We start from the raw sequence: 23,929 nt of genomic DNA on the forward strand, positions 1-23,929 counted from the left end.
CAGGACATGGAAGGACCGACGCACATGAAGCTCGCCATCGTCACCGCCGGCCTGACGCAGCCCTCCTCGACGCGCCTGCTCGCCGACCGCCTCGCCGAGGCGGTGCGCCGGCGGCTGGAGGAGCGGGGGGAAGCGGTGGACGTACGCGTGGTCGAGCTGCGCGAGCTGGCCGTGGACATCGCCGGCGCCTTCGTGGCCGGCTTCCCCAACGCCCGGCTGCGCACGGCGATCGAGGAGGTGACGGAGGCCGACGGGCTCATCGCGGTCACGCCGATCTTCAGCGGCTCGTACAGCGGCCTGTTCAAGAGCTTCTTCGACGTGATCGACAACACCGCGCTGGAGGACAAGCCCGTGCTCGTCGCGGCCACCGGCGGCACCGCCCGCCACTCGCTGGCGCTGGAGCACGCGCTGCGGCCGCTGTTCTCCTACCTGCGCGCGGTCGTCGTGCCGACGGCGGTCTACGCGGCGTCGGAGGACTGGGGCGGCGGTGGCGACGCCTTCACCGACGGTCTCGGCGAGCGCGTCACCCGCGCGGCGGGCGAGCTGGCCGGGCTGCTGGAGCACCGGGCGCCCCGGCGGGACGGCGCCGAGGAGGTCGTCCCGTTCGAGCAGCAGCTCGCGGCCCTGCGGCCGGCGAACGGCAAGGTGCGCTGAGAACCGCGGGAGCGCGGACCCGCCGCGCCCCCGCGGTCCTTGTCAGCGTTTGACGGCCACCACCGTGTACGGCGTCTCCGGGGTCGGGGTCGTGGTGAAGCGGGCGTTGGGCAGGTAGAGCCGGTGGCCGTGGGCGGCGACCGTCGTGGGCACGTCGAAGCGGGGGTCGGTCAGCCGCTTGACGATCTTGCCGGACGAGCCGTCACGGGCCAGTCTGACGGCGGCGACCGTGTTGGCCCGGTTGAGCACGGCGTACAGCGTGCGGCCGGAAAGGAGCAGGCCGTCGCCGTTGGTGAGCGCCTCGCCGCCCAGGTCGACCTCGGTGGTGGCGCCGGAGGACGGGTCGGCCTCGAACAGCTTGCCGGTGTTCGACTGGACGACGAGCAGCGACCTGCGGTCGGGGCTGGGGGCGATGCCGTTGGCGTTGATGCCGGAGCCGTACTCGATGTCGCCCTTGAGCGGGATCTTGACGGCCTTGGCGGGAAGCGCGCCGCCGCGCCCGAGCTTCAGCTTGTAGAGCACCGGGTTGGTGGAGTCGGTGAAGTAGGCGGCCCCTCGGGTGAGGATGACGTCGTTGACGAACGACTCGCCGGTGGCCAGCGTGTACGACTTGATCACCTTGCCCGTGCGCAGGTCGATCACCCGGGCGTCGCCGCCCGTCCCACCCGCCACGAACAGCCGCCGCCCGTCTGTCTCGAGACCGAGCGACGGCGTGCCCGGCCCCTTGCTGATGACGGACCCCTTCCCGGTGCGCAGAGAGGCCCGGTAGATGTCACCGCTCGCGCGGGAGCCGAAGTAGGCGTACGGGCCCGGCCCGATCGCGATGCCCTCGGGCTGGAACCCGTCGGGCAGGTCGAACGTGCTGGGCTTGCCCGTGGCCTGCGCGGGCACACTGCCCACGAGGAGGACGGCCAGGGCGCTGAGTGCGGTCTTCAGGATCGCGGATCTCATGCGCCCACGATGCCCGCGCGCGCGGGGGCGGGCAACGGCCGCCGCCGGGCTTCACAGCGAGTTCGCAGGAATGCCCGGGGACGGGCGGAGGGGGCCCTCACGCGAACGGATCTCGCGGGGTAGCTTGGGACAGAGCCGAACAAACGGGGTTTTAACATGTCAAACGGTGCCCGTCATGCTCTCGGAGTGCTCGCCGGGCTGCTCCTGCCGCCCCTGATCGTCGCCGGACTGTCGTACGGCGTCGGCGAATTCACCACGCGCACACGGATCACGTTCGAGCCCTCCTGGCTCGGGCTGGCCGTCGTCGCCGCGTCGGCGATCGCCTTCGCCTTCCTGGTCGGCTCCCGCCTGTCTCCGGTGGCGTCCGTGCTCGGCGGCCTCCTGGTCACCGCGCTGGGCGTGCTGCCCCTCGTGGAGCTGATCACCCACCAGCGGCTCCTGCCGACCCAGTGGCTGCCGCCCGCGGCCGGGATCGGCTACCAGACCCTGGCCCAGTCGTCCCTGCTGTTCTTCCTCGGGGTGACGGTGCTGGTCGTCTCCATGTTCCCGTCGAGGTGGCGGGCCACCGACCGCCGGCCGCCTCCCGATCAGCACTACGAGTACGGCCCCGACCACGGATACGGCTACGGGCCCGCGCAGGCGCCGTACCCGTCGCAGAGCGGTCCCGAGGACGCCACACGGCCGATGTTCCGCGAATGAGCCCGGCACGGCCTGAAAGAATGCCGCCATGCGCGACCAAAAGATCGTCGACTTCCTGACCGAGCTGGCCGGCAGAGTACCCGCGCCCGGCGGCGGCGCGACCGCGGCCCTGCACGTGGCGCAGGCCGCCGCGCTGCTCGGCATGGTGGCCCGCTACACCACCGGGGAGAAGTACGCCGACCACGCAGGCACCGTCGCCGGCGTGATCGACGAGACCGACACCCTGCGAGGGCAGGCGCTGAAGCTGGCGGAGGAGGACGCCGCGGCCTTCACCGCGGTCACCGACGCCTACCGCCTGCCCAAGGGGGAGGAGCGCAGCGCCGCCATCGCGAGGGCGCTGGGCGCGGCCGCCGAGCCGCCCGCCCGCGTGGCCGAGACGGCCACGCGCGTCGTCGAGCTGTGCGAGCTGCTGCTGCCCGTCGCCAACCGCAACCTCGTCACCGACGTGGCCGCTGCCGCCGACGCCGCGCGCGCCGCACTCACCACCGCGAGGGTGAACGTCGAGGTCAACCTGGGCGGCCTCGCGGACGAACGGGTACGCCACGAGCTGGCGGCCCGCGTGTCGCGCGTCGACGCGGCCGTCGCCAGAGCCGACCAGGTGACGGCATCCGTACGCGAGGAGATCAACCCGTGAAGACGTTGCCCGGCAAGGAACTGGCCGCGGCCGTGCGTGCCCAGACGCGGGCCGAGGCTGCCGCCGGCCCGCAGCCCCGGCTGGCCGTGGTGGTGGCCACCGCCGACGAGGCGAGCCTGTGGTACGTCCGCTCGATCGCCAAGGCGGCGGCCGGCGTGGGCATCGCCTGCGACCTCGTCGACCTGGGCCCCGATGCGGCCCCCGACCAGATCGGTGAGACGCTGGCCCGCCTCAGCGCCGACACCAACGTGCACGGCGTGATGATGCAGACTCCCCTGCCCGCGGGCGCGTCCGCGCAGGAGCTGGCCGGCGCGATCGACCCGCGCAAGGACGTCGACGGAGCCAACCCGCTCTCGCTCGGCCGGCTGGCGGCCGGGCTGCCCGCGTTCCCGCCCGCCACGGCCGCCGCCGTGATGGCGCTGCTCGACCACCACGAGGTGGAGCTGGAGGGGCGGCGGGTCGTGGTGGTCGGCCGTTCGACCGTGGTGGGCAAGCCGCTGGCGCACCTGCTGCTCGACCGGAACGCCACCGTCACCGTCTGCCACTCGCGCACCCGCGACCTGGCCTCCGTCACCTCCACGGCCGAGGTGCTGGTCGCCGCGGCCGGCCGGGCCGGGCTGATCGGCGCCGCGCACGTCGCGCCCGGCGCGGTGGTGATCGACGTCGGCACCAACCCCACCGAGGACGGCGGGCTGACCGGCGACGTCGCCTCCGGCGAGGTGGCGGCCGTGGCGGGCGCGCTCACCCCGGTGCCCGGCGGCGTCGGCCCGGTGACGACCGCGCTCCTGCTCCGCCACACCGCCAGGGCCGCGAACCTGCCGTGACGTCCCCTTCGGTTCCCCCGCCCCGCCGGGCGTACCTGTGCATGCTCTCCGACACACACCGGGAGGCCCCACGATGGGTGATGTCCTGATCGTCCAGAACAGCCGCAGCGGCGGCCCCGGCCGCGTGGGCGACTGGCTGCGGGACGCCGGGCTGGAGCTGGACGTCGTGCACGCCCACGACGGCGCTCCCCTGCCCGTCCGCCTGGAGCACGACGCCATGATCGTGCTGGGCGGCGGCTACCTGCCCGGCGACGACGACCGGGCGCCGTGGCTGGCCGGCACCCGGCGGCTGGCGGGCCAGGCGCTGGCGGACGGCGTGCCGTTCTTCGGCATCTGCCTGGGCGGCCAGCTCATCGCCGAGGTGGCGGGAGGCGAGGTGACCGGCGACACCGGCGCGCCCGAGAACGGCAGCGTCCCGGTCACGATCCGGCCCGAGGCCGGCGCCGACCCGCTCTTCCACGGCCTGCCCTCTGTGGTGCCCGCCATCGAGCACCACAAGGACGCCGTCACCAGGCTGCCCGGCGGGGCCGTGCACCTGGCGGAGACGGAGGCGTGCCCGTACCAGGCGTTCCGGGTGGGCGAGCGGGCGTGGGGCGTGCAGTTCCATCCGGAGGTGACGCCCGAGCGCATCCGGGGGTGGCGGGCCGACGGGTTCGACCCCGCCGAGATCCACGAGCAGGCAGTGGCGGACGAGCCGGTGTCCACGCCGATCTGGCGCCGGGTCACCGCCCGGTTCGCCGCGCTGGTGAGAGAGCGGGCGGGCGTCGCGGTCAGCTCGCGTACGAGTCCCAGCCCAGCTTGATCGCCACGGCCAGCCCGCAGGCCGCCGCAAGGTAGCGCAGGCCGGCCCCCGGGAGCCTGCGGGCGATCTTGGGGCCGGTCCACCCGCCCAGCAGGAACCCGGCCGCCAGCGGCACCGCCGCCCCCCAGTCCACCGGGCCGAACATCGCGAACCCGAGCGCAGCGACCGCGTTCGCCAGCCCGGACAACACGTTCTTCATCGCGTTGAGCTTGGCCGCGGGCTGGGCGAACGTGGCCGCCAGCACGGCGAACACCATCAGCCCTCCGGCCGCGCCGAAATAGCCGACGTAGATCGTCACGGCGAACAGCCCCACCCGCGCCGTCATGCCGTGCTCGCCGCTCGCCCGGCCGGCAGGCGGGCGGGCCAGCAGCAGCGAGGCCATCGCGATCAGCCACGGCGCGATCAGCTCGAACGTCTCGGCCGGAGTCACCAGCAGCAGGAACGCACCCGTGGCGCCGCCCACCGCGGCCACCGGGCCCAGCCGGAGCATCCGGCCGCCCTCCCCGGCCAGCTCGGGCCGCGAGCCGGCCGCGGCGCCGATGCCGGTGAAGACGAGGGCGACGGTGTTGGTGACGTTCGCGGTCAGCGGGGGCAGCCCGAACGCGAGCAGCGCCGGATAGGAGACGATCGAGGCGAGGCTCACGACCGTGCTCACCACGCCGGCGACCACGCCGACGCCGAGCAGACCGAGCACCTCTCCGACGATCACCTGGTCATGCTAGGCGGTGTCCCGTTCGTCACCCGCGGGCGGGTGGAGCGTCCGGCCCGGCCCTTTCAGTCGAGTGCCGCGGCGATGGCCTCGGCCGTGGCCTGCCAGATGGGGGTGGCAGGGGTGATGACGTCGAAGTGGTCGCCGGGCAGCTCCAGGTACGTCACGTCGTCGCCGGCCCGTTCGGCGGCCCGGGCGTAGCGGCGGCCGAAGTCGATCAGGTCGAGGTCGTCGGCGGCGCCCTGGACGATGAGCTGCGGCACCCCGATCGGCACTCTGAGCAGCGGCGACGCGGCGTCGTACCCGCGGTCATCCGGGGCGGTGGAGCGGGCGCCCAGAGCGGCCGCCACGGCACCGGAGCTGAGCCACCGACGGTCGCCCTCGACGAGGTCGAGCACGCCCGCGAGCGACACCACCAGCTGTGGTGCCGCCGGTGCGGCGGGCGTTCCGTCTGCCATCGCCCGCAGCGCCAGCTGGGCACCGGCCGAGTGACCGGCCACCGCCACCCGATCGAGGTCCAGCCCCAGGTCCAGCCCCAGGTCCAGCCCCAGGTCCGGCCCCAGGTCCGGCCTCAGGTCCGGCCCGGGGACGGGACTCCGGTCACCGCGGCTGCCAGGGGCGCCGCCGGGGCCCGAGGAGTCGCCGGGTCCTGGGGCGTCGGGGCGCGTGTGGAGGGCGGACAGGCCGGTGGCGACGTCGGCGACCGTGGCGGGCCAGCCGTGCGTGTCAGGACGACGGTATTCGAGGTTCCACACCGCGAACCCGCGCCCGGTCAGATCGGCGCAGAGTGCCTCCATGAGGTCCGCGGCCCAGATCGAGCGCCAGTAGCCGCCGTGAACCAGCGCCACGACGGGCGGCCTGACCACGCCCTTCGGGACGTACAGATCACCCCATTGATCGCGGGACGGGCCGTAGCGGATTCTGAGCGGCGCGTGACGTGCCCGGTGCACGGCGTGCCGGATGCCCCAGCTCAGGCCGCTGAGCCCGCGCCCGTGCAGGTGGGCCGCGCCCTCCCCTGGCTCCACCCCGTCGGCCCGGTGCACGTCGACCCAGACCACCCCGCCCAGCGGCCGTCGGATGAGCGCGCGTACCTCCGCCTCGGGCCCGGGGACCACGACGGCCCCGTCACGTACGAGAGACAGCAGGTGGGCGGCGTCGCGGGCGTGCACGAGCGTGCCGCGCACGCCCAGGGCGGCGAACTCGCGGCCGGCGAGCTGCGCCAGCAGCGCCGGGTCCGCGGCGACCCCCGGGCCGACGATCACCGGCACGTCCGCCGGAACCTCGTTCATGACGACCGACCCTACTCAACGATCTCCGGCGGGACCACGTACCTTGATCGGGTGCGGGTACGACGACTTCACCCATGGCCGACCGGCGTCGCGGAGGCGGAGTCCGTCCAGGACCGGCTGCGCGGGCTGGTCGAGCTGACGGGCCCCACTGATTTCGCGCTGGTGGCGGGCCTGGACGTGCACTACCACGGCGACGACGCGGTGACGGCGGCCGTGGTCGTCCTCGACGGGGACAGCCTCGCGGTGGTGGAGCAGGTGGTGGCCGAGGGGAGGGTGACGTTCCCGTACGTGCCGGGGTTGTTCGCCTTCCGCGAGCTGCCCACTGTGATCGACGCCCTCGAACGGCTCACCGTCACGCCTGATCTGCTGGTCTGCGACGGGTACGGGCTGGCCCACCCGCGCGGGTTCGGGCTGGCCTGCCACCTGGGCGTGCTCACCGGGCTGCCCACGCTGGGCGTGGGCAAGACGCCGTTCGTCGGTACGCACGAGCCTCCCGGTCCGGAGCGCGGCTCGTGGACGCCGATCGTCCACGAGGGCTCCACGGTCGGGCGGACGCTGCGCACGCAGCGGGGCGTCAAGCCGGTGTACGTCTCCCAGGGCCATCGCATCTCCCTGGACACCGCGACCGGCCAGGTCCTCCGCCTCGCTGCCCGCTTCCGCCTTCCCGAGCCCATCCGCCACGCCGACCACCTGGCCCGCCACCCCTCCTGACGTGCCGCCGGGCCCGGTCCCGCGCGCCGCCGTACGGTGCCGGCACTGAGATCGGCGGGTGCAGGCGCCGGAGTGTGCCTCAGCGGCGCCAGGACCAGACGACGAGCCACACGCTGAGCCCGAACAGCCCCATCCCGAGCGGCACGTGCGCGGCCACCGCCCCGGAGCCGCCCAGCATCGACTGGACGAACCCGAGCAGCAGGATCGCCACGCTGACGAGCGCGGGCCAGCCGGCGGCGCGCCCTGGACGCCACATCAGCACGGCCACGACGAGCTGCACCAGCCCGAGCAGGTGCACGACGAACGCCCCCGGCCCGTGCAAGCCGGCGCCGGCGCCGCTCATGAGCTGTCCGGCCGTCACCGCCTGTGCGAGCACGGCTGCCGTGTTGAGGATGGCGACGACCTTGAACGCGGTCATGTACCCGCTGCCCTTGGCGACCTCGGTTACCACTGGACTTCTCCTTCGGCCTGGTATGAAGGCCTCCAGCATCGTCCCGGGCGAGCGCCGCGGCATCCGCCGGCCGTCGTCATCCCCACTACGCCCCTCGTCGTACGTCAGTACTCCGTGCGTTCCCGACGAGGCCAGCGGCGGCAGGATGGCCTGGGCGTCGGCTCCCCCGAACCACAACCCGATCACGAACGCGGCGGTCGCCTCCAGCTGCATCGCCCGGTCGAGGCCTCCTCCGTCCAGCGGCGTGCAGCCGAGGCCGGCGACCAGCGTGCGGGCCGCGTCCATGGCGTCGCGGTCGTCGCCGCACAGCGGCACGGCCAGCGGACGCCCGTCGAACACCGGCGGCGTCATCCGCCACACGTCCACGTGGCACAGGTTGAACGCCTTCACGACATGGCCGCCGGTGAAATCCCGGATCATGCGTGCGATCGGTCGCGTGGAGTCATAGCGGTCAGGGGCGGCAGCATTGGTCACGTCGATCACGGGCTTGCCACGCATTGACGGGCCGGCGGCCTGGAGCACGTCCCCCAGGCCCGCCTCCCTGACGGCGACCACCACGACCTCACCGAACGCAGCCGCCTCCGCCCATGTCCCGGCCCGCACGTCCACCTCGGCGGAAGGCTCCCGCGCGGCGGACGCCGCCGACGCCCCCACAGGCCGCGGGCGGGTGGCCTGGGTGCGCATCTTCGCCGCCTGTGCCGTGCTCCTGCCCAGGTCGCGGCCGCTGACCATGACCGGGTGGCCCGCGCCGGCCCACTGGGTGCCGAGGGCGTCCGCCATATTGCCGGCGCCCAGGATCCCGATACGCATTTTCGTCCTCCATGTAGGGGTTTGCTTGGATGACGACGGTAGACATCCCGTCGCACACCATCCGGTGCCTGATGGAGGCTTCGTTGTTTCTCGCCGACTGCCAGGCCAGGCTCGCCTTCGACCTGGTCGCCAACACCTGGAACGCGGTCGTCGTCTGGGGGCTGCGCCATGGCCCGCGACGTCCGGGGCGGCTGCGGGAGGAGATCGGCGGGATCAGCCCGAAGGTCCTCACGGAGACGCTGCGCCGCCTGGAGTTCAACGGCCTGGTGGCGCGGCGCGCGTACGCCGAGGCACCGCCCCGCGTGGAGTACGAGCTGACCGAGCTGGGACACAGCCTGCTGGGGCCGATCGAGGCGTTCGGCGTGTGGGCGTCCGACCATGCCGACGAGGTCATGGCCGCCCAGGACCGCCGATCCGCGGTCACATCTTGCGAGAGTCTTTAACTTTAGGTGACTGATCCACTACTCTGGGTAGCGCTAGTTCGACATCCCGTACCCAGGAGGTTCGATGTTCTCCACCTCTCGTCGGATCATGGTCGCCGTGGTCGTCGCCGGCGGCCTGGCCCTGTCCACCGCCCCCGCCGCCCATGCCGTCATCGACCCCGTTGGGGTTGTAGGCTGCCTGACTCAGTCCTCCGCTGAGCTCATCGATCCAGCGGCACCGGGCCTGCCGGCGGAGATTCCGGCCCTCGCCTGCCTTGCGCCATGACCGCCACCGTCCCGGGCCCTGACCCGTCGTCCGGCAGCGTCGCCCGCGTCGGCAGGGAGCGGCGGCGAAGAGTTCCGCCGGCGTTCCGTGTCATGATCGCCGCAGCCGCGCTGATGGCCGGCGCGTCCCCGCTGGATCTGCTCGGCAACGGCTCGCCGCTCATCGATGTGGAGACCGTGGTCCAGCACATCAACGTCCTGACGTCCTAGTGAGGCTCGCGCAAGCCCCCGTGACCGCGTCGCGCACGAGGTCACAGAAGATGCCGGCACGGGTCGGCTACGTCATGTTCCTGAGCCGATGGATCCAGGCCCCGCTCTACCTGGGGCTGATCGTCGCCCAGGTCGTCTACGTGTGGCGCTTCATGGCGGAGCTGATCCATCTCATCCATCTCGGGTTCGGCGGCACGCCGGCCGAGACCACGGTCATGCTGATCGTCCTCGGACTCGTGGACGTCGTCATGATCTCCAACCTGCTGATCATGGTCATCATCGGCGGCTACGAGACCTTCGTCTCGCGGCTGCGCATCGAGGGCCATCCTGACCAGCCCCAGTGGCTCTCGCACGTCAACGCCAACGTGCTCAAGGTCAAGCTGGCCATGGCCATCATCGGCATCTCGTCCATCCACCTCCTCCAGATCTTCATCAACGCGGCCAGACCGGCCATCACCGACAGGGAGCTCCTATGGAAGACGCTGATCCACCTGACCTTCGTGGTCTCGGCGCTGGCTCTGGCGCTGATCGACCGGATGATGGAGGGCGGACGGCCGCAACACGACACCGGCGATGGCGTCAACCCCGCCCGCATGCAAGCCGCCTAGGCAGGCCGGCGCACCTCGCCGTGACGCGGTGGTGCCGAGGGTGGGGGTTCTGATGGGAACGAGGCGTCTCGTCGCCGCGGGGCTCGGGGCCGCGGTGGCGAGCGTGATGTTCCCGTACGCCGCGCAGGGTGCGGTCGCGCCGCCGCCTGCGGCAGCCGCCCAGCCTCCGGGATTCGGCACCACCACCCAACCGGGCACCACCAGCCAGCCAGGCGTCGTCGCCCAACCGGCCCCGTCGGGCATGGGCGCCCAACCCGGCACGGGTGCACAGCCAGTTCAACCCGGCACGGCCGCCGAGCCCGCCGAGCCCGCCGGGGCCACCGGGGCCGCGGGGGCCACCGAACCCGCGGAGCCCACCGAACCCGCAGAACCCGCCGAACCCGCCGAACCCGCAGAACCCGCCGAACCCGCAGAACCCGCCGCGGCTTCGGGCCGGCCGCTCGTCGGTGACGTGACCGTCTTCAATGACGAGATCGTCGAGCCCGTATCGGCTCCGGTGAGCACGTGCGGCGGGCTGGCGCCCGTGCTCAGCACCGCACCCGGTTCCTGCGACGGGGCCTCGCGCGTCTCCGACGACGACGCCTGACCCTGGACGTGCCCGCCCACGCGAATGGGCGGGCACGTCACCGGCGCTTGCGAAGGGCGGTTCGTCGTCCCTTGGATCGCTCGGCGCGCTTCGCGCTCCCCCACGCCCCTTCCGCCGGCGGCCGGGGCATGACCCGGCGAACCGGCTCTCAGCCGTACAGGTCTTCCAGCACCGCGGCCACGCCGTCCTCGTCGTTGGAGAGCGTGCGCCGCTCGATCGCCGCCAGCACCAGATGGTGGGCGTTCGCCATGGCGTAGCCGGCGCCCGCGTACGCCAGCACGGCCAGATCGTTGGGCATGTCGCCGAACGCCACCACCTCGCCGGCCTCGATCCCGCGCTCCCTGCAGAGCCGGTCGAGCGCGCCGGCCTTCGTCACCCCCGGCGCGCTGATCTCCAGCAGCCCCTCGGAGCCGGAGTACGTCACCTCGGCCTGGCCCTCGACGGCCGCCACGACGGCGGTGAACATCTCGTCGGCGGTGTGCGCGGCCGACATGGCGAGCAGCTTGACGATGGGCTCGCTCTCGTCGAACACCGATCCGACCTCGCGGTAGTACGCCAGGTCGTCGACGAGCCGACGGGTGTAGGCGGCCTCGGTCAGCACGTTCCTGCCGGTCTCGACGGCGATGCCGACGCCGGGGATGGCCTCGGCCAGCGTGGCGGCGACCCTTCTCGCCCCTTCGGGCGCGAGCGGGCGGCTGTGGACGATCTCGTCGGCGGCCACGTCGTAGGTGATGGCTCCGTTGCTGCAGATCGCGGTGCCGGTGACGCCGGTCTGCTCGGCGATCGCGCGGACCCCGCGTGGCGCTCTCGCGGTGACGAAGACGATCTCGGCGCCGGCCGCCCGCGCGGACCGCAGCGCCTTCCTGGTGCGAGGGGTGATGGTGCCGGTCGAGGTCAGGAGGGTTCCGTCGAGGTCGGTGGCCACGATGCGCGGCGAGATCACGGTGCTCACCCCGGTGATTATCCCCGGCCGGCCGGCGGGTGCTCGCTCGCCCGGTCAGAGCCGCAGCTCGGGCGGGAGCACCGCGGCCGCGTTCATGATCTCCAGGCCGAGCAGCCGCCCGGTCTCGCCGTAGTCGAGGATGACGTCGCCGGCTTCGACCTGGCGTACCGCCTCACCTGGCGACGCCTCGTGCCGCATGGAGACGTAGGCGAGGTCGTGTTCCTGGTCCACGCTCACGTACACCGTGCGCGGCCGCCGGCCCGGCGGCGCGTCGTCCCAGCTCAGCAGCCCTTCCTTGGCCTCGTGGGACCTGGCGAGCGCCGCCCGCACCGTGACCATCGCCAGCCCGATCGCCTCCATCGAGTCGAACGCGGTGACCTTCCTCTCGTGCTCCCACCCGGCGAGCCCGTCGATGCGGTACGGGCATGACCACTCGCCCGCCGGCTCCTCGTACGGCAGGCCGAGCGTGACGACGACGTCACGGGGTGGATCGGTACGCAGCACCAGGACACGATGGGCGATCTCGTACATGTCTGCTGATCTACCCCTGAGTCCGCGCGAGGAAGACTCGGATTGCACACCCTGTTCAGCATGGGCAGTCCTGTCCCGTATCGTCACCGGAGAACCGTTCTGCCACGGCCGCGCGGGGCCGGGTCCGAAGGTCGTGGCGGTGGTCGTGAGATTGCCGGGCGAGCACGATGTCGCGGGCTGAGCCCGGGGTCTCCAGCGAAGGAGGAGCCGATGAATGACACGTTCGGGGCGCGCCTGAGGGCCAGGATCGACGCGTACGGACCGCTCTGCGTGGGCCTCGACCCGAGTCCGGCGCTGCTGCACGCCTGGGGGCTCGACGACTCCCCCGCCGGCCTTGAGCGCTTCAGCCGCACGGTCGTCGACGAGGTGGGCGACGTGGTCGCGATGGTCAAGCCGCAGTCGGCCTTCTTCGAGCGCTGGGGCAGCCGCGGCATCGCCGTGCTCGAACGCACGATCGCCGACCTGCGCGAGGCCGGCACGCTGGTGCTGCTCGACGTCAAGCGGGGCGACATCGGCAGCACGATGGCCGCATACGCGGAGGCGTACCTCGACAGGGGCGGCCCGCTGGCGGCCGACGCGGTGACGCTCAGCCCCTACCTCGGGTTCGGGTCGCTCGAGGTGGCGATCACGTCGGCTCAGATCAACGACGCGGGCGTGTTCGTGCTGGCCCGCACCTCCAACCCCGAGGCCGCCCCGCTGCAGCGGCACGTCGCCGGGCAGGTGATCGCCGCCGCCGCGGCGGCGAACGCGGGGCACTCGCCGTTCGGGCCGGTCGGGCTGGTCATGGGAGCCACGCTGCCCGAGCTCGACGAACCGCTCGGCGACCTCAACGGCCCCGTCCTCGCGCCGGGTCTGGGCGTCCAGGGGGCCACCCCCGCCGACGTGGCCCGGGTGTTCGCGTCCGTCCGCCATGCCGTCGTGCCGTCGGTCTCCAGGGCTGTGCTCACCGACCCCAAGCAGGTGCGCTCACGCACGATCGACTACCGGGACGAGTGCGCCGCCCTGCTGGGGGGCCAGGTCGCCGCCCAGCAGTGAGGTGCCGCCACCGTACGCCTCCCGCGACCGCCGAGGGACGTGCGGCCGGCCCGCCGGACGGGACCACAGGGGCCCGCGAGTCCGGCGGACCGGCGGCGGGGACGTCAGACGGCGGCGCGTTCGATGACGCGGTTGACGGCGGCGAGCACCGCGTGCACCGAGGCGGTCAGCACCGAGGTGTCCTGTGCCGCCCCCCACGAGGTGACGCCGCCGACGCGGGCCTCCACGTAGGCGATGGCCCGGCTCCCCCGGCCCGGGTCGAGGGCGTGTTCGGCATAGTGGAGGATGTCCACGTCGATCCCGTCGGCGGCGAGCGCCGCCGTCAGCGCCGACAGCGGACCGTTGCCGGTGCCGTACAACCGCAGCCCCGACCGCAGCATGCCGGTGAACACGTGCGTGCCCGGCGCCGTCTCGGCCGTGCTCCACTCGGCGAGCGCGCTGGTCTCCCCCGGCGCCAGGTAGGTGGCGTGGAAGAGTTCCCAGAGCTGCTCGGCCGTGATCTCCTCGCCGCTGCCGTCGGTGGCCCGCTGGACGACGGAGGAGAAGTCGATCTGCAGCCGCCGCGGCAGCTCCAGGCCGTAGCGGGTGCGCAGCAGGTAGGCGATGCCGCCCTTGCCCGACTGGCTGTTGACCCTGATGACGGCCTGGTAGTCGCGGCCCAGGTCGCCGGGGTCGATCGGCAGGTACGGCACGTCCCAGGGCGCCTGCTCGGGCGGCACGCCCAGCTCGGCGGCCCGCTTGGCGTGGTGGGCCAGCCCTTTGCCGATGGCGTCCTGGTGGGTGCCGGAGAAGGCGGTGTGGACAAGGTCGCCCGCGTACGGGTGGCGCTCGGGGACGGGCAGCCGGTTGCAGTGCTCGACGACCCGCCTGACCTCGTCGATGTCGGACAGGTCGAGCATGGGGTCGACGCCCTGGGTGTGCAGGTTGAGCGCGAGCGTGACCAGGTCGACGTTGCCGGTGCGCTCGCCGTTGCCGAACAGGCAGCCCTCCACCCGCTGCGCGCCCGCCAGCAGCGCGAGTTCGGCGCAGGCCACGCCGGTGCCGCGATCGTTGTGGGGGTGCACCGAGAGGATCACCGCGTCCCTGCGGTCGAGGTGGCGGTGCATGTACTCGATCTGGTCGGCGTACACGTTGGGTGTGGCTACTTCGACCGTCGCGGGCAGATTGTGGGTCACCGGGCGGTCCGGTGACGCGTCCCAGAGCGCGGTCAGGTCGTTGCAGATCTCCAGCGCGTAGTCGGGTTCGGTGAGGTTGAACGACTCCGGTGAGAACTGGAAACGCACATCGCGGTCGCCCGCGAGCCTGGCGATCCGCTCGGCGGCGTCCATGATGAGGGTGCGCAGCTCGCGCCGGTCATGGCCGAGCACGACGTCGCGCCAGGTGGGCGCGGTGGGGGTGTAGAGGTGCACGACCGCTCGGGGCAGCCCTTCGATGGAGGCGAACGTCTCGTCGATCAGTTCGGGCCTGGCGGGGGTGAACACCACCACGGTCACGTCGTCGGGGACCGCTCCCGTCTCGCCGAGGTGGCGGACGAAGTCGAAGTCGAGCCGGCTGGACGACGGGTAGCCGACCTCGATCTCCTTGAATCCCATGGCGGTGAGCAGGGCGAACATGCGGCGTTTGCGGTCGGGCTCCATCGGCTCGGCCAGGGCCTGGTTGCCGTCGCGCAGGTCGACGGGCACCCAGAGCGGGGCGTGGGAGATGCGCCGTGACGGCCAGGCGCGGTCGTGGCCCACGGGCACCGTGACGCGCTCGTGGGCCGGCCGGTAGCGGTGGTACGGCATGCCGCTGGGGCGCTGCCGGTTCCAGTCGTCCATCGTGGTTGTCTTCCTGCCTTCGTCGTGGTGGAAGGACCGGCGGGCACCCTGATCACCGCGGCGGGGTGCCGGTCCGGTCAGGCCCCGCCGCGGCCGGGAAGAAGCAGGCCGTGCGCCGTCATGGCCGCTACACTAACCACACCACAGGTTCTCAGACAAGCAGAGAGGTTGACGATGCCCCTCCCCGCCCTCCGCCCCAGCCCGCTCGTCGAACAGGCCACCGAGCACCTGCGTGCGCAGATCACGCAGGGCGAATGGCCGGTGGGCACGCGACTGCCCGGCGAGAACACGCTGGCCAAGACGCTCGGGGTGGGCCGGTCGACGGTGCGCGAGGCGCTGCGGGCGCTGGCCGGGGCCGGGCTCGTGCAGTCCAGGCAGGGGTCGGGAGTCTTCGTCATCGCGACGGAACCCGCCGAGGACTGGCCGGCCCGGCTGCGGCGGGCCGCCGTCACGGACGTCTACGAGGTCCGCGTCATCGTCGAGACCCAGGCGGTGCGGCTGGCGGCCGCGCGGCGTACCGACGACGACATGGCGGCGCTCGACGCCGCGCTGGAGGCGCGGGAGCGTGCGGCGGAGGGCGACGACGCCGCGTTCGTGGACGCCGACATCGCCCTGCACGCGGCACTGGTGACGGCGGCGGGCAACCCGGTGCTCGCGGATCTGTTCGCGGAGTTCGCGCCGGTTCTGCGCGAAGGGCTGATCGGCCTTGTGGAGATGCTGGGGCTGCGGACGCGTGACCGCGCCCCTGGGCAGCGGACGCACGCGGCGCTGGTGGACGCCGTCCGGCGCGGGGACGCGGACGCGGCCGACGGCATCCTGCGGGCCGAGCTGGAGGAGGTGCTCGCCCACCTGCGCGGCGGACCCGCGTGACGGTCAGCCGGTGGGGCCGGCGTCGGGGCGGACGACCTCGCCGTCGTTCCCCTCTTCCCGCTCTGAGCCCTCCTGCGGGCCGTCCTGCGGGCGCTCCTCCTGCGGGCCGTCCTGCGGGCGCTCCTCCTGCGGGCCCTCCTCCTGCGGGTCGTCCAGCCGCGGGTCGTCCTCGGGGAGGTCGGCGGAGATGGGACGGCGGCTCGTCGGCGTGCCGGCGCCCGACCGTTCGGCGACGACGTCGCTCTCGCCTTCCACCCCGGCGACGGCGTCGGGTTTGTCCTCTGGTTTCTCGCTCATGGTCACCACCTGCCCAGGCGGAACCTCATGAGACCTGCCGGTCGATCTCCTCACGGGCGGGCATCGACGTGCTGGCCCCCTCGCGCTGCACCGACAGCGCCGCCGCCGCGGAGGCGAAGGTGAGGGCGCCGGCCATCGCGCGCCCCTCAGAACGGGCCACGGCCAGCGCGCCCACGAACGTGTCACCGGCCGCTGTCGTGTCCACCGCCTTCACCGGCACCGACGGCACCCGCAGCCGCTCCCCCGACCGCGACCCGAAGAGCGCGCCCTGCGAGCCCAGCGTGATCACCGCCTCCTCGACCCTTTCGAGCAGCGCGTCGAGGGCCGCGTCCGCGCCCGCGACGCCGGTGATGGCGGCAGCCTCGTGCTCGTTCGGGACGATCGTCGTGACCGCGTCGAGCAGTTCCTCCGGCAGGGGCTGCGCGGGCGCCGGCGTGAGGAACACCGGCACGCCCGCCGCCCTCGCCCCCCGCGCCGCCTCGACGACCGCCTCCAGCGGCAGTTCCAGTTGCAGCAGCAGCGCCTGGGACTCCGCGATCACGGCCAGGTCGTCAGCGGACGGTCCGGTGACCGTGCCGTTCGCGCCCGGCACGACCACGATCGAGTTGCCTCCGGCGTCGTCGACCACGATGTGCGCGATGCCGCTGGGCCCCGGCACCTGGCGCAGGCCGCTGACGTCGACGCCCGCTTCCACCAGGGTGGCGCGCATCTCCGCGCCGAAACCGTCGTCTCCGACCGCCCCGAGGAACGCCACCCGCGCCCCCGCGCGGGCCGCGGCGATCGCCTGGTTGGCGCCCTTGCCACCGGGGATGGTACGGAAGTGGTGCCCGGTGACCGTCTCGCCGCGTTTGGGGGCTTCTGAGACGTATGCGACGAGATCCATGTTGGCGCTGCCGAAAACCGAGATCATGAGGTCATCATCTCCTGTGTACGGGCGGCCAGCTCCTCCAGACCCACCCCGTCGAACCCGGTGAGGCTGCTGGCCAGGCGGTCACGCATGCGCCAGCGGCCGGGCACACCGCCGTTCAGCCCGCCCGCGACGGACCCGGCCGTGGCCCCGGCCGAGTCGGTGTCCCAGCCACCGGCGACCGCCCCGGCGATCGTGGCGGTGAAGTCGCCCCTGCCGTGGATCAGCGTGGCGGCGACCAGGGCCGCGTTGTTGATCGTGTGCACCCAGTGCAGGGCGCCGTGGCGTTCGTGGAGGCGGTCGACGACCCGTTCGAAGTCGTCCTCGCGTCCGGCGTCCGCGACGGCCAGGCGTACGGCCTCGTGCAGCCGCGACCGCTCGGGCACCACGGACAGCCCCGCCCGCACCACCTCCTCCGGCGACGTGGCCGCCAGCGAGGAGGCGCACATCGCGGCCACGAACATCGCCCCGTAGATCCCGTTCGCGGTGTGCGTCAGCCGCGCGTCGCGCCAGGCCTGCTCGGCGGCGGTGGCCGGGTCGCCCGGGTTGACCCAGCCGTACACGTCCGCCCTGATCAGCGCTCCGATCCACTCGCGGAACGGGTTGCGGTGGGTGGCCGTGCGCGGCGGCTCGACGCCGTCCAGGAGGTTGCGGTACGCGACCCGCTCGGCGGTGAACGTACGGCCCGCGGGCAGCTCGTCGAGCCACAACCTGGCCACGTCGTCGGTGGTGAACCCGCGGCCGTGGCGTTCCAGCACGGTCAGGGCCAGGAGCGGGTAGTTGAGGTCGTCGTCCTCGGGGATGCCGTCGATGTTCTCGGCCAGCGAGTTGACCGCGCTGCGGCGGTTCCAGGGCCAGCGCCGCGCGACGTCGTCAGGCAGGCCCTTCGCCGTGAACCAGCCCCTGATAGGCCAGTTGCCGGTGGTCTCGGCGATCTCCCTGATGCCCTCGCGCGGGATCTTCTCGACGGGTTTGCCCAGCACGCACCCGGCCGCCCGGCCGAGCCAGGCGCCCAGCACCCGTTCGGGGGCGGCCGTGCCTCGTCCGGCCCGCGGACCGGGCGCGGTCGGTGGCGGGGCGGCGCCGGGGCGGCGGCCGGGCCAGCCGGGGCAGGCCGCGATGATGCCGTCCAGGTCGGACGGTTCGTCCAGCGGTGACGCGATGGCCGCCAGCTCGTCCAGCAGTTCCCCGGCCAGCCCTCTCAGCCGCGCGGCGTCCGGGCCGGAGGCGCCCGCGCGTGGCGGGGCGTCATGCCCTCCGGCCGCGTGCCACCGGGCCGCGATCTCCCGCACCCGGTCGCCGGCACCGCTCGCGCCGGCGCGGCCGTCCTCGGCGGCCTGGCGGAGCTCGTGGCCCAGCAGGTCCTCGGGCTGGACCCAGGTGAGCCGGATCACCGGCGGTCCAGGGCGGCGAAGGCGGCCTCGTGGTCGCGCCGCCGCGCGAGGTCGCCGGCGTGCACCCGGCGGGCGACCCCGGCGATGGCGAGCCCGGGAGCCACCAGGTCGGTACGGCTGGCGGCGCCGACCTGCTCCACCCACTCCGCCGGAACGGAGGACAACCCTCCGAGCGCCCCGGCGATGGCCCCGCCCATGGAGGCGATCGAGTCGGCGTCGCGCCCGTAGTTGACGCCGCCGAGCACGGTGTCGCGGTAGCCGCCCTTGGCGATCACCAGGAACCCGAGCGCGAGCGGCAGCTCCTCGATGCTGTGCGTACGGCTCGGCCGCCGCGCCCCGAGCCCCTGGTCGCGGTAGGTGTCGGCGACCGTGTCGTACGGCCGCATGGCGGCCCGCAGCGCCTCGAACGAGCCCTCCCAGTGCCCGATCCCGGCGGCGGCCTCGCAGACGGCCTCGATGGCGGCCCTGGTGCCGTCCTTGGCCAGGCGCAGGCAGGTGGCGACCACGGAGTCGGGCGTGGCGCCCGGCCGCATGGCCTCGGCGACGGCGGCGGCCATCACCCCTGCGGCCTCGCGGCCGTAGCTGGACTGGTGTGCTCCGGTCAGGTCGATGGCCTCGGCGTAGGCGCCGTCGGGGTCGGCGGCGTTGACGATGCCGACGGGGGCGACGTACATGGCGGCGCCGCAGTTCACGATATTTCCGACACCGGCCTCGCGCGGGTCCACGTGCCCGTAGTGCAGTCTCGCCACGATCCACTTCTCGGCCAGGAAGATCCGCTGCAGCGGCAGCGCCTCGGCCTCCAGCTCGGGGATCCACCGCCGCTCGCCCATCAGCTCCGGCACCAGGTGCTCGGCCATCGCGTACGCCCCGAGGTGCCCGCCTGCCTTCTCGTAGACCCGGATGAGGGCGTGCGTCATCAACGTGTCGTCGGTGATGTGGCCGTCGCCCTTGTGGTACGGCGCGATCGGCCGGGCGTTGCGCCAGTCCTCGTTGAACGGCGGCACGATGCCCTCGACGCGGCCCGCGTACCGCTCGACGATCTGTTCGGGAGTCCAGCCCTCGGTGGCGCCGCCCAGCGCGTCACCGACCGCCGCCCCCGCCACGCAGCCGGTGGCCCTGTCCTCAAGCGGCGTCATGCGTACCCCTCCGTGACATCGTTCGCGAGTTCGATCAGATCCAGGCCCGCCAGGTCAGGCAGGCAGCAACCGGCCAGCGTACGAGCCGGCGCGATCCACCCCTCCGGGATCGCGCCGAGCCCTCCGCAGGCCCCCGTGAGCGCTCCGGTCAGCGCGGGCGCCGAGTCGGCGAGCGCGGCCAGGCACGCGGCCGCGGGCACGGCCCGGCTCAGGTCCCCGCCCGACACCTCGGCCAGCGCCAGCGCGACGGGCACCGTCTGGGCCGCGCCGACGCCGTAGCTGTAGACGTGGTCGAGCAGCGCCGCGTCCAGCGCCGGGACGGCGGCGAACGGGTCGCCCGCCGCCCGCGCGGCCTTGACCGCCAGGCGGGCGTTGTGGCCGATGGCGGTGTCGCAAGGCAGCACGGCCAGCGCCGCCTCGACGGCCCCGGCCGCCGAGCCCGACGCCACGGCCTCGGCCACCGCGGCGGCCATGGCCCTGGCGCCGAACAGGCCGTTGCCGGCGTTCGTCACCTCCGCGTCCGGCGTCGGGTCCCTGCCCATGACCCCGTACGCGACGGCCCTGACGGCGGCGGCGTCGTCGAAGAAGTGCGGGTTGTCGTGCCCGGACGCGGGGGGCTCCACGCCCTTGGCGAGATTGTCGAGCGCGGTCGCCACCGAGATGCGCGCCCTTACCGGCCCGCCGGGGCGCGCCTTCCCCGCTCCTGACGCCGGGCCGGAGGCCACACGCTCACCGGCCGCTCCCGGCGGCGGTCCGGAGATCGCACGCTCACCGCCCGCTCCCGGCGGCGAACCGGAGGCCCCATGCTCCCCGGCCGTTTCCGGTGGCGGGTCGATGAGGTCCCTGAACGCCTCGGCCCGCGGCCGGTCGATGGTGAGCGCCGTCCACGCCAGCCACTCGGCGTCGTCGGACGGGCCGACGCGCAGCGGCGCCACCGGCTGGTTCAGCGCGAACGGCACCGGCAGCGTCGTCACGCCATGTTCTTCCGCGAACGTGTCCAGCTCCCTGTGCAGCCGCCGGCTCCAGGGCGCGTGCAGCGCCGCCCGGTGCCTGGCGGCGGGCCATCCGGCCGCGTCGCCCGCGGCGAGCCCGGCGAAGGCTCCCCTGATTCTGTCCCCCGACATCGTGATCTACAGCCTTTCCGCCAGTTCGTCGGCGACGTCCAGCACATGTCTCCCGGCCACGACGGGCAGGCACTTGCCCGTCACCGGCCCGATCCTCCCGGCCCACCGCCGGGGCACGCCGTGCTCTCCTCGACCGGCTCCCGCCACGGCCCCGGCGATCGCGCCGATCGTGTCGGCGTCCCTGCCGAGGCTCACCCCGAACGTCACCGACGCCTCCACGTCACCGCCACCCGCGAGGAAGGCCGCGAACGCCAGCGCCACGGCCTCGGGCGCCACGTCGGTCCAGGGGTAGTGCCGTACGACCACGGCCTCGTGCAGCGCCTCGACGACGCCCGGTCCGGCAGCTCCGGCGTCCGGGCCGAGCACGCCGCGTACGCGGACGATGTTCCTGGCGGTCCAGGAGTCGGCGGGGACGACCGCGAGCGCGGCGTCCACGACCGCGTCAGGGGCCGCGCCGCCCATGGCGGCGGCCACCGCGCCGGCGACGGCGCGGCCGCCCAGGATGCCCTCGCCGGCCGCGCTGACCAGTCCGTCCTGCTCCACCAGCCGGGCCGCCTCCGCCGGATCACCCGGGCAGAAGATCCCGTACGGCGCCGCCCGCATGGCCAGCCCGTCCGACCAGCCGTGCGCGTGCACGAGCCCGGTCAGCGGCGGATCGAGGCCCCGGCGCAGCGCCTCGACGGTGCCCAGCTCGGAGAACCCGGCCCCGCGCATCGGCCCGGCGATCGCGGGCAGGATCTCCCGCCGGTACGCGGCGGCGACGTCCTGGCTGGTCAGCGCGTGGCCCCGGCGGACGAGGAGGGAGGCGGCGAAGATCGCGTACTCGGTGTCGTCGCTGCCCCCGCCCTCGATCTCGGTGAGCCGCCCCCACCGGCGCCGGATCTCCGACGGTGTCAGGTTCTCGGCGGGAGCGCCGAGGGCGTCGCCGGCCGCCAGGCCGAGCAGGCACCCCCGGGCCCTGTCACGAAAAGTCACCGCTGGTACCGCTCCAGCACCTTGTTGCCGTCCTCGACGAGCCTCTTGGCCACCTCGTCAATGGTGATCTTGTTGGCGAAGTATTCCTGCAGAACCGGCGTGGCCACCTTGCTCTTCCACTCGTCGAACCCGTTCACCTTGAGGAACGGCGCCACGACGAGGTCCTTCGCGGAGGCGGTGGCCACGTCCCAGCCGTTCTCCTCGGTGGTGATCGCCGGGTCGGCCGCGGCCTTCTGGGACGTCGGCAGCAGCCAGTCGCCCTTGGCCAGCTTCGCCTGGTTGGAGCCGTTGAGGAAGAACGAGATGAACTTCATGGCCTCGTCGGGGTGCTCGCTCTCCTGAGCGATCGACAACGTCTGCGAGACCGCGCCCTGCTCGGTGGTGGTGCCCTTCGGGCCGGGCAGGGTGACCCACTCGAAGCCGTCCGGCGCCTGCTCGGCGACCTGCTGGCGCAGGTAGACCCCGGCGGGCAGCAGCGCGAACTTGCCCTTGTAGAAGGCCGGCAGCGGGTCGGCGGTGCCCTGGCCGAGCGCGGCGGGATCGGCCGACTTGTCCTTGTAGAGCTGGTCGTGGATGCGCTGCAGCACCTCGCGCTCCTCGGGCCCGACCTTGACCGTGGTCTTGCCGCCGGCGGTCTGGAAGAACGTGCCGCCGAAGTTGAGCGCCAGGTTGAGCGTCTTGTTGACCGGCGACTTCATCGGCCAGGCCACGCCGTACGTGTCGCCCTTGGTCATCTTCTTGGCCGCCGCGGAGAACTCGTCCCACGTCCACGGGGCGTCCGCCGTCGGGACGCGCACCTTGGCCGCGTCGAGCAGCTTCTTGTTGGCGATGATGACCTGCGACTCCTGGAGGAACGGCACGCCGTAGACGCCCTGCTCGCCCTTGCCGCCGTCGAAGGTGACGGTGTCCCAGGCGGACTGCGGGATGTCGTTCTTCAGCTCGGCGGGCAGCTTGTCGCGCAGGTCGAGCAGGTAGCCGTCGGTGGCGAAGCCGGCCAGCGCGGGCGAGTCGTTGTGGATCACGTCGGGGGCCGTGCCGCCGGCGAACTGGGTGACGAGCTGGTCGTTGACGTTGTCCCAGCTGCCCTGGACGTAGGTGACCTGGATGCCGGGGTTGGCCTTGTTCCACTCCTCCACGAGCTGCTTGTTGGCGGCCACGGACTCCTTCTGCCACGCCAGGCTGAGGAAATCGATCTGCACCGGCTCGTTCGAGGAGGACTCGCCGCCTCCTCCCCCGCCGCACGCCGTGGTGAGCGCGGCGATCGCCACCACCGCCAGAGCGGACTTGATACGCATATGAGCCTCCTAGCCCTTGACGGCGCCGGCCATCAGGCCGGACTTCAGGCGCCGCTGGATGATTGCGAAGAAGATCAGGCTCGGGATGGTCGCCATGAGCGACGCCGCGGCCAGCGGGCCGAGCCTGGCCACCCCCTCAGGGCCGGTGAACCTCACCAGCGTCAGCGGGAGCGTCATGACATCGGGGTCCTGCAGGATCACGAGGGCGAACATGAACTCGTTCCACGACGAGATGAACGCGAACAGCAGCGTGGCCACCACCCCCGGCGCGAGCAGCGGCGCCACCACGGACGCGATCGAGCGCAGCCGGGTGGCGCCGTCCACGGCCGCCGCCTCCTCCAGCTCGGCCGGCACCGCGCGCACGTACCCCTGCAACATCCACAGCGCGAACGGCAGCGTGAACGTCACATGCACCGCCACCAGACCCGGGAGCGTGTTCACCAGGTCCATCTCGCGCAGGATCATGAAGAGCGGGACGATGATCAGGATGAACGGGAACACCTGGCTGACCAGCACCCACCCGAGCGCGACCCGGTTCAGCAGGCTGCGGTAGCGGGCCATGGCGTAGGAGGCGGGCAGCGAGACCAGCACCGTGATCACGCTGCTGAACAGGGCCACGATCAGGCTGCGCACCGCGGCGCCGACCAGGTCCTGCTCGCCGAACGCGTCGGTGAAGTTGGCCATGGTCGGCTCGCGCGGAACCCACGTCGGCTCCGTCAGCGCCATCTCCTGCGGCGTCTTCAGCGCCGTCGACAGCAGCCAGAGCAGCGGGAACGCCAGGAAGACGATGTACGCGGCCAGCGCGGCGTACTGCGGAAGGCGTCTCATCGGTTCTCCCTCATCTGCCGCCACAGGTACAACCCGAGCACCGCGAGCACGACGATCGCCATGGCGAGGCCGAGCATCGAGGCGTAGCCCGCGAACCGGTAACGGAACGCCTCCTCGTAGGCGAACAACATC

General features: G+C 73.1%; 28 protein-coding genes. 13 read left to right on the forward strand and 15 right to left on the reverse strand.

Going from position 1 to position 23,929, the window contains the following annotated elements; genetic code table 11:
* The first annotated feature begins 24 nt into the window (after positions 1 to 24).
* Positions 25 to 654 carry an FMN reductase gene (locus tag E1295_RS28265; RefSeq protein WP_220448926.1) on the forward strand — a complete coding sequence of 210 codons (630 nt, stop codon included), beginning with the start codon at positions 25 to 27 and terminating at the stop codon, positions 652 to 654.
* A gap of 42 nt (positions 655 to 696) precedes the next feature.
* On the opposite strand, the gene E1295_RS28270 is transcribed toward E1295_RS28265, so the two are convergent.
* Positions 697 to 1,605 (reverse strand): SMP-30/gluconolactonase/LRE family protein, encoded by a 909-nt coding sequence (locus E1295_RS28270; protein ID WP_132634408.1) that lies wholly within the window; start codon positions 1,603 to 1,605, stop codon positions 697 to 699.
* A 156-nt stretch (positions 1,606 to 1,761) separates the two neighbouring features.
* On the opposite strand from E1295_RS28270, the gene E1295_RS28275 reads away from it, so the two are divergent.
* The 4 genes from E1295_RS28275 (at position 1,762) to E1295_RS28290 (ending at position 4,564) form a co-directional block, all read left to right on the forward strand.
* Positions 1,762 to 2,304, forward strand: coding sequence for a hypothetical protein (locus tag E1295_RS28275; RefSeq protein ID WP_132634410.1), 543 nt, complete (start codon positions 1,762 to 1,764; stop codon positions 2,302 to 2,304).
* A gap of 28 nt (positions 2,305 to 2,332) precedes the next feature.
* Positions 2,333 to 2,938: a cyclodeaminase/cyclohydrolase family protein gene (locus E1295_RS28280; RefSeq protein ID WP_132634412.1), complete on the forward strand. Its 606-nt coding sequence runs from the start codon at positions 2,333 to 2,335 to the stop codon at positions 2,936 to 2,938.
* Entirely contained in the window at positions 2,935 to 3,762 is an 828-nt protein-coding gene (locus tag E1295_RS28285; protein WP_132634414.1) for a bifunctional 5,10-methylenetetrahydrofolate dehydrogenase/5,10-methenyltetrahydrofolate cyclohydrolase, read from the forward strand. The genes E1295_RS28280 and E1295_RS28285 overlap by 4 nt, the downstream gene beginning before the upstream one ends.
* A 73-nt stretch (positions 3,763 to 3,835) precedes the next feature.
* Positions 3,836 to 4,564 (forward strand): type 1 glutamine amidotransferase, encoded by a 729-nt coding sequence (locus tag E1295_RS28290; RefSeq protein WP_132634416.1) that lies wholly within the window; start codon positions 3,836 to 3,838, stop codon positions 4,562 to 4,564.
* On the opposite strand, the gene E1295_RS28295 is transcribed toward E1295_RS28290, so the two are convergent.
* Together E1295_RS28295 and E1295_RS28300 are read right to left on the reverse strand one after the other, a co-directional pair.
* Positions 4,533 to 5,273, reverse strand: a complete 741-nt coding sequence (locus tag E1295_RS28295; RefSeq protein ID WP_246080437.1) for a sulfite exporter TauE/SafE family protein — start codon at positions 5,271 to 5,273, stop codon at positions 4,533 to 4,535. The genes E1295_RS28290 and E1295_RS28295 overlap by 32 nt on opposite strands.
* Before the next feature lie 65 nt (positions 5,274 to 5,338).
* Positions 5,339 to 6,562, reverse strand: a complete 1,224-nt coding sequence (locus tag E1295_RS28300; protein ID WP_132634418.1) for an alpha/beta hydrolase fold domain-containing protein — start codon at positions 6,560 to 6,562, stop codon at positions 5,339 to 5,341.
* A gap of 51 nt (positions 6,563 to 6,613) precedes the next feature.
* Here E1295_RS28300 and E1295_RS28305 point away from each other — a divergent pair, with 51 nt between their 5' ends.
* Entirely contained in the window at positions 6,614 to 7,273 is a 660-nt protein-coding gene (locus E1295_RS28305; protein WP_132634420.1) for an endonuclease V, read from the forward strand.
* Between the two features lie 79 nt (positions 7,274 to 7,352).
* On the opposite strand, the gene E1295_RS49710 is transcribed toward E1295_RS28305, so the two are convergent.
* Entirely contained in the window at positions 7,353 to 8,534 is a 1,182-nt protein-coding gene (locus E1295_RS49710) for an NAD(P)-binding domain-containing protein (protein ID WP_181958055.1), read from the reverse strand.
* A 29-nt stretch (positions 8,535 to 8,563) separates the two neighbouring features.
* Between E1295_RS49710 and E1295_RS28315 the strand changes: the two genes are divergently transcribed.
* From E1295_RS28315 to E1295_RS49025, 5 genes are all read left to right on the forward strand, one after another.
* Entirely contained in the window at positions 8,564 to 8,977 is a 414-nt protein-coding gene (locus E1295_RS28315; protein ID WP_220448927.1) for a winged helix-turn-helix transcriptional regulator, read from the forward strand.
* A 64-nt stretch (positions 8,978 to 9,041) separates the two neighbouring features.
* Positions 9,042 to 9,242, forward strand: a complete 201-nt coding sequence (locus E1295_RS28320) for a hypothetical protein (RefSeq protein ID WP_132634422.1) — start codon at positions 9,042 to 9,044, stop codon at positions 9,240 to 9,242.
* Positions 9,239 to 9,451 carry a hypothetical protein gene (locus E1295_RS28325; RefSeq protein WP_132634424.1) on the forward strand — a complete coding sequence of 71 codons (213 nt, stop codon included), beginning with the start codon at positions 9,239 to 9,241 and terminating at the stop codon, positions 9,449 to 9,451. The genes E1295_RS28320 and E1295_RS28325 overlap by 4 nt, the downstream gene beginning before the upstream one ends.
* Before the next feature lie 50 nt (positions 9,452 to 9,501).
* Positions 9,502 to 10,059: a TIGR00645 family protein gene (locus tag E1295_RS28330; protein ID WP_132634426.1), complete on the forward strand. Its 558-nt coding sequence runs from the start codon at positions 9,502 to 9,504 to the stop codon at positions 10,057 to 10,059.
* A 52-nt stretch (positions 10,060 to 10,111) separates the two neighbouring features.
* Complete coding sequence (locus E1295_RS49025; RefSeq protein ID WP_166427449.1) at positions 10,112 to 10,645, forward strand: hypothetical protein; 534 nt, start codon at positions 10,112 to 10,114, stop codon at positions 10,643 to 10,645.
* 148 nt (positions 10,646 to 10,793) lie between these two features.
* On the opposite strand, the gene E1295_RS28340 is transcribed toward E1295_RS49025, so the two are convergent.
* Both E1295_RS28340 and E1295_RS50275 read right to left on the reverse strand, forming a co-directional pair.
* Positions 10,794 to 11,597, reverse strand: coding sequence for a Cof-type HAD-IIB family hydrolase (locus E1295_RS28340; RefSeq protein WP_246080439.1), 804 nt, complete (start codon positions 11,595 to 11,597; stop codon positions 10,794 to 10,796).
* A 45-nt stretch (positions 11,598 to 11,642) separates the two neighbouring features.
* Complete coding sequence (locus E1295_RS50275; RefSeq protein WP_220448928.1) at positions 11,643 to 12,119, reverse strand: DUF2283 domain-containing protein; 477 nt, start codon at positions 12,117 to 12,119, stop codon at positions 11,643 to 11,645.
* Positions 12,120 to 12,329: 210 nt separating this feature from the next.
* On the opposite strand from E1295_RS50275, the gene pyrF reads away from it, so the two are divergent.
* Positions 12,330 to 13,154, forward strand: coding sequence for an orotidine-5'-phosphate decarboxylase (gene pyrF / locus E1295_RS28350; protein WP_132634430.1), 825 nt, complete (start codon positions 12,330 to 12,332; stop codon positions 13,152 to 13,154).
* 104 nt (positions 13,155 to 13,258) lie between these two features.
* Here pyrF and E1295_RS28355 read toward each other — a convergent pair whose 3' ends face one another.
* Positions 13,259 to 14,971, reverse strand: a complete 1,713-nt coding sequence (locus tag E1295_RS28355) for a 2-isopropylmalate synthase (RefSeq protein WP_246080441.1) — start codon at positions 14,969 to 14,971, stop codon at positions 13,259 to 13,261.
* Between the two features lie 174 nt (positions 14,972 to 15,145).
* On the opposite strand from E1295_RS28355, the gene E1295_RS28360 reads away from it, so the two are divergent.
* Positions 15,146 to 15,841: a FadR/GntR family transcriptional regulator gene (locus E1295_RS28360; RefSeq protein WP_132634464.1), complete on the forward strand. Its 696-nt coding sequence runs from the start codon at positions 15,146 to 15,148 to the stop codon at positions 15,839 to 15,841.
* A gap of 3 nt (positions 15,842 to 15,844) precedes the next feature.
* Here the strand turns inward: E1295_RS28360 and E1295_RS28365 are convergent, their stop codons facing one another.
* From E1295_RS28365 to E1295_RS28400, 8 genes are read right to left on the reverse strand one after another with little or no spacing between them, the layout of a single operon-like run.
* A complete protein-coding gene (locus E1295_RS28365) occupies positions 15,845 to 16,138 on the reverse strand; it encodes a hypothetical protein (RefSeq protein ID WP_132634432.1) in 294 nt (97 codons plus the stop codon).
* 25 nt (positions 16,139 to 16,163) lie between these two features.
* Entirely contained in the window at positions 16,164 to 17,048 is an 885-nt protein-coding gene (rbsK, locus tag E1295_RS28370) for a ribokinase (protein ID WP_132634434.1), read from the reverse strand.
* Entirely contained in the window at positions 17,045 to 18,439 is a 1,395-nt protein-coding gene (locus E1295_RS28375) for an ADP-ribosylglycohydrolase family protein (protein WP_132634436.1), read from the reverse strand. Before E1295_RS28375 ends, rbsK begins: the two co-directional genes overlap by 4 nt.
* A complete protein-coding gene (locus E1295_RS28380; protein ID WP_132634438.1) occupies positions 18,436 to 19,575 on the reverse strand; it encodes an ADP-ribosylglycohydrolase family protein in 1,140 nt (379 codons plus the stop codon). Before E1295_RS28380 ends, E1295_RS28375 begins: the two co-directional genes overlap by 4 nt.
* Positions 19,572 to 20,699, reverse strand: coding sequence for an ADP-ribosylglycohydrolase family protein (locus E1295_RS28385; RefSeq protein WP_166427450.1), 1,128 nt, complete (start codon positions 20,697 to 20,699; stop codon positions 19,572 to 19,574). The genes E1295_RS28380 and E1295_RS28385 overlap by 4 nt, the downstream gene beginning before the upstream one ends.
* A gap of 6 nt (positions 20,700 to 20,705) precedes the next feature.
* Complete coding sequence (locus E1295_RS28390) at positions 20,706 to 21,674, reverse strand: ADP-ribosylglycohydrolase family protein (protein ID WP_132634442.1); 969 nt, start codon at positions 21,672 to 21,674, stop codon at positions 20,706 to 20,708.
* Positions 21,671 to 22,969 carry an ABC transporter substrate-binding protein gene (locus E1295_RS28395; RefSeq protein ID WP_132634444.1) on the reverse strand — a complete coding sequence of 433 codons (1,299 nt, stop codon included), beginning with the start codon at positions 22,967 to 22,969 and terminating at the stop codon, positions 21,671 to 21,673. Before E1295_RS28395 ends, E1295_RS28390 begins: the two co-directional genes overlap by 4 nt.
* Before the next feature lie 9 nt (positions 22,970 to 22,978).
* Positions 22,979 to 23,797 (reverse strand): carbohydrate ABC transporter permease, encoded by an 819-nt coding sequence (locus E1295_RS28400; protein ID WP_132634446.1) that lies wholly within the window; start codon positions 23,795 to 23,797, stop codon positions 22,979 to 22,981.
* Between the last annotated feature and the right edge of the window lie 132 nt (positions 23,798 to 23,929).

The sequence above is a fragment of the Nonomuraea mesophila genome, from assembly GCF_004352805.1.
Lineage (GTDB): Bacteria > Actinomycetota > Actinomycetes > Streptosporangiales > Streptosporangiaceae > Nonomuraea > Nonomuraea longispora.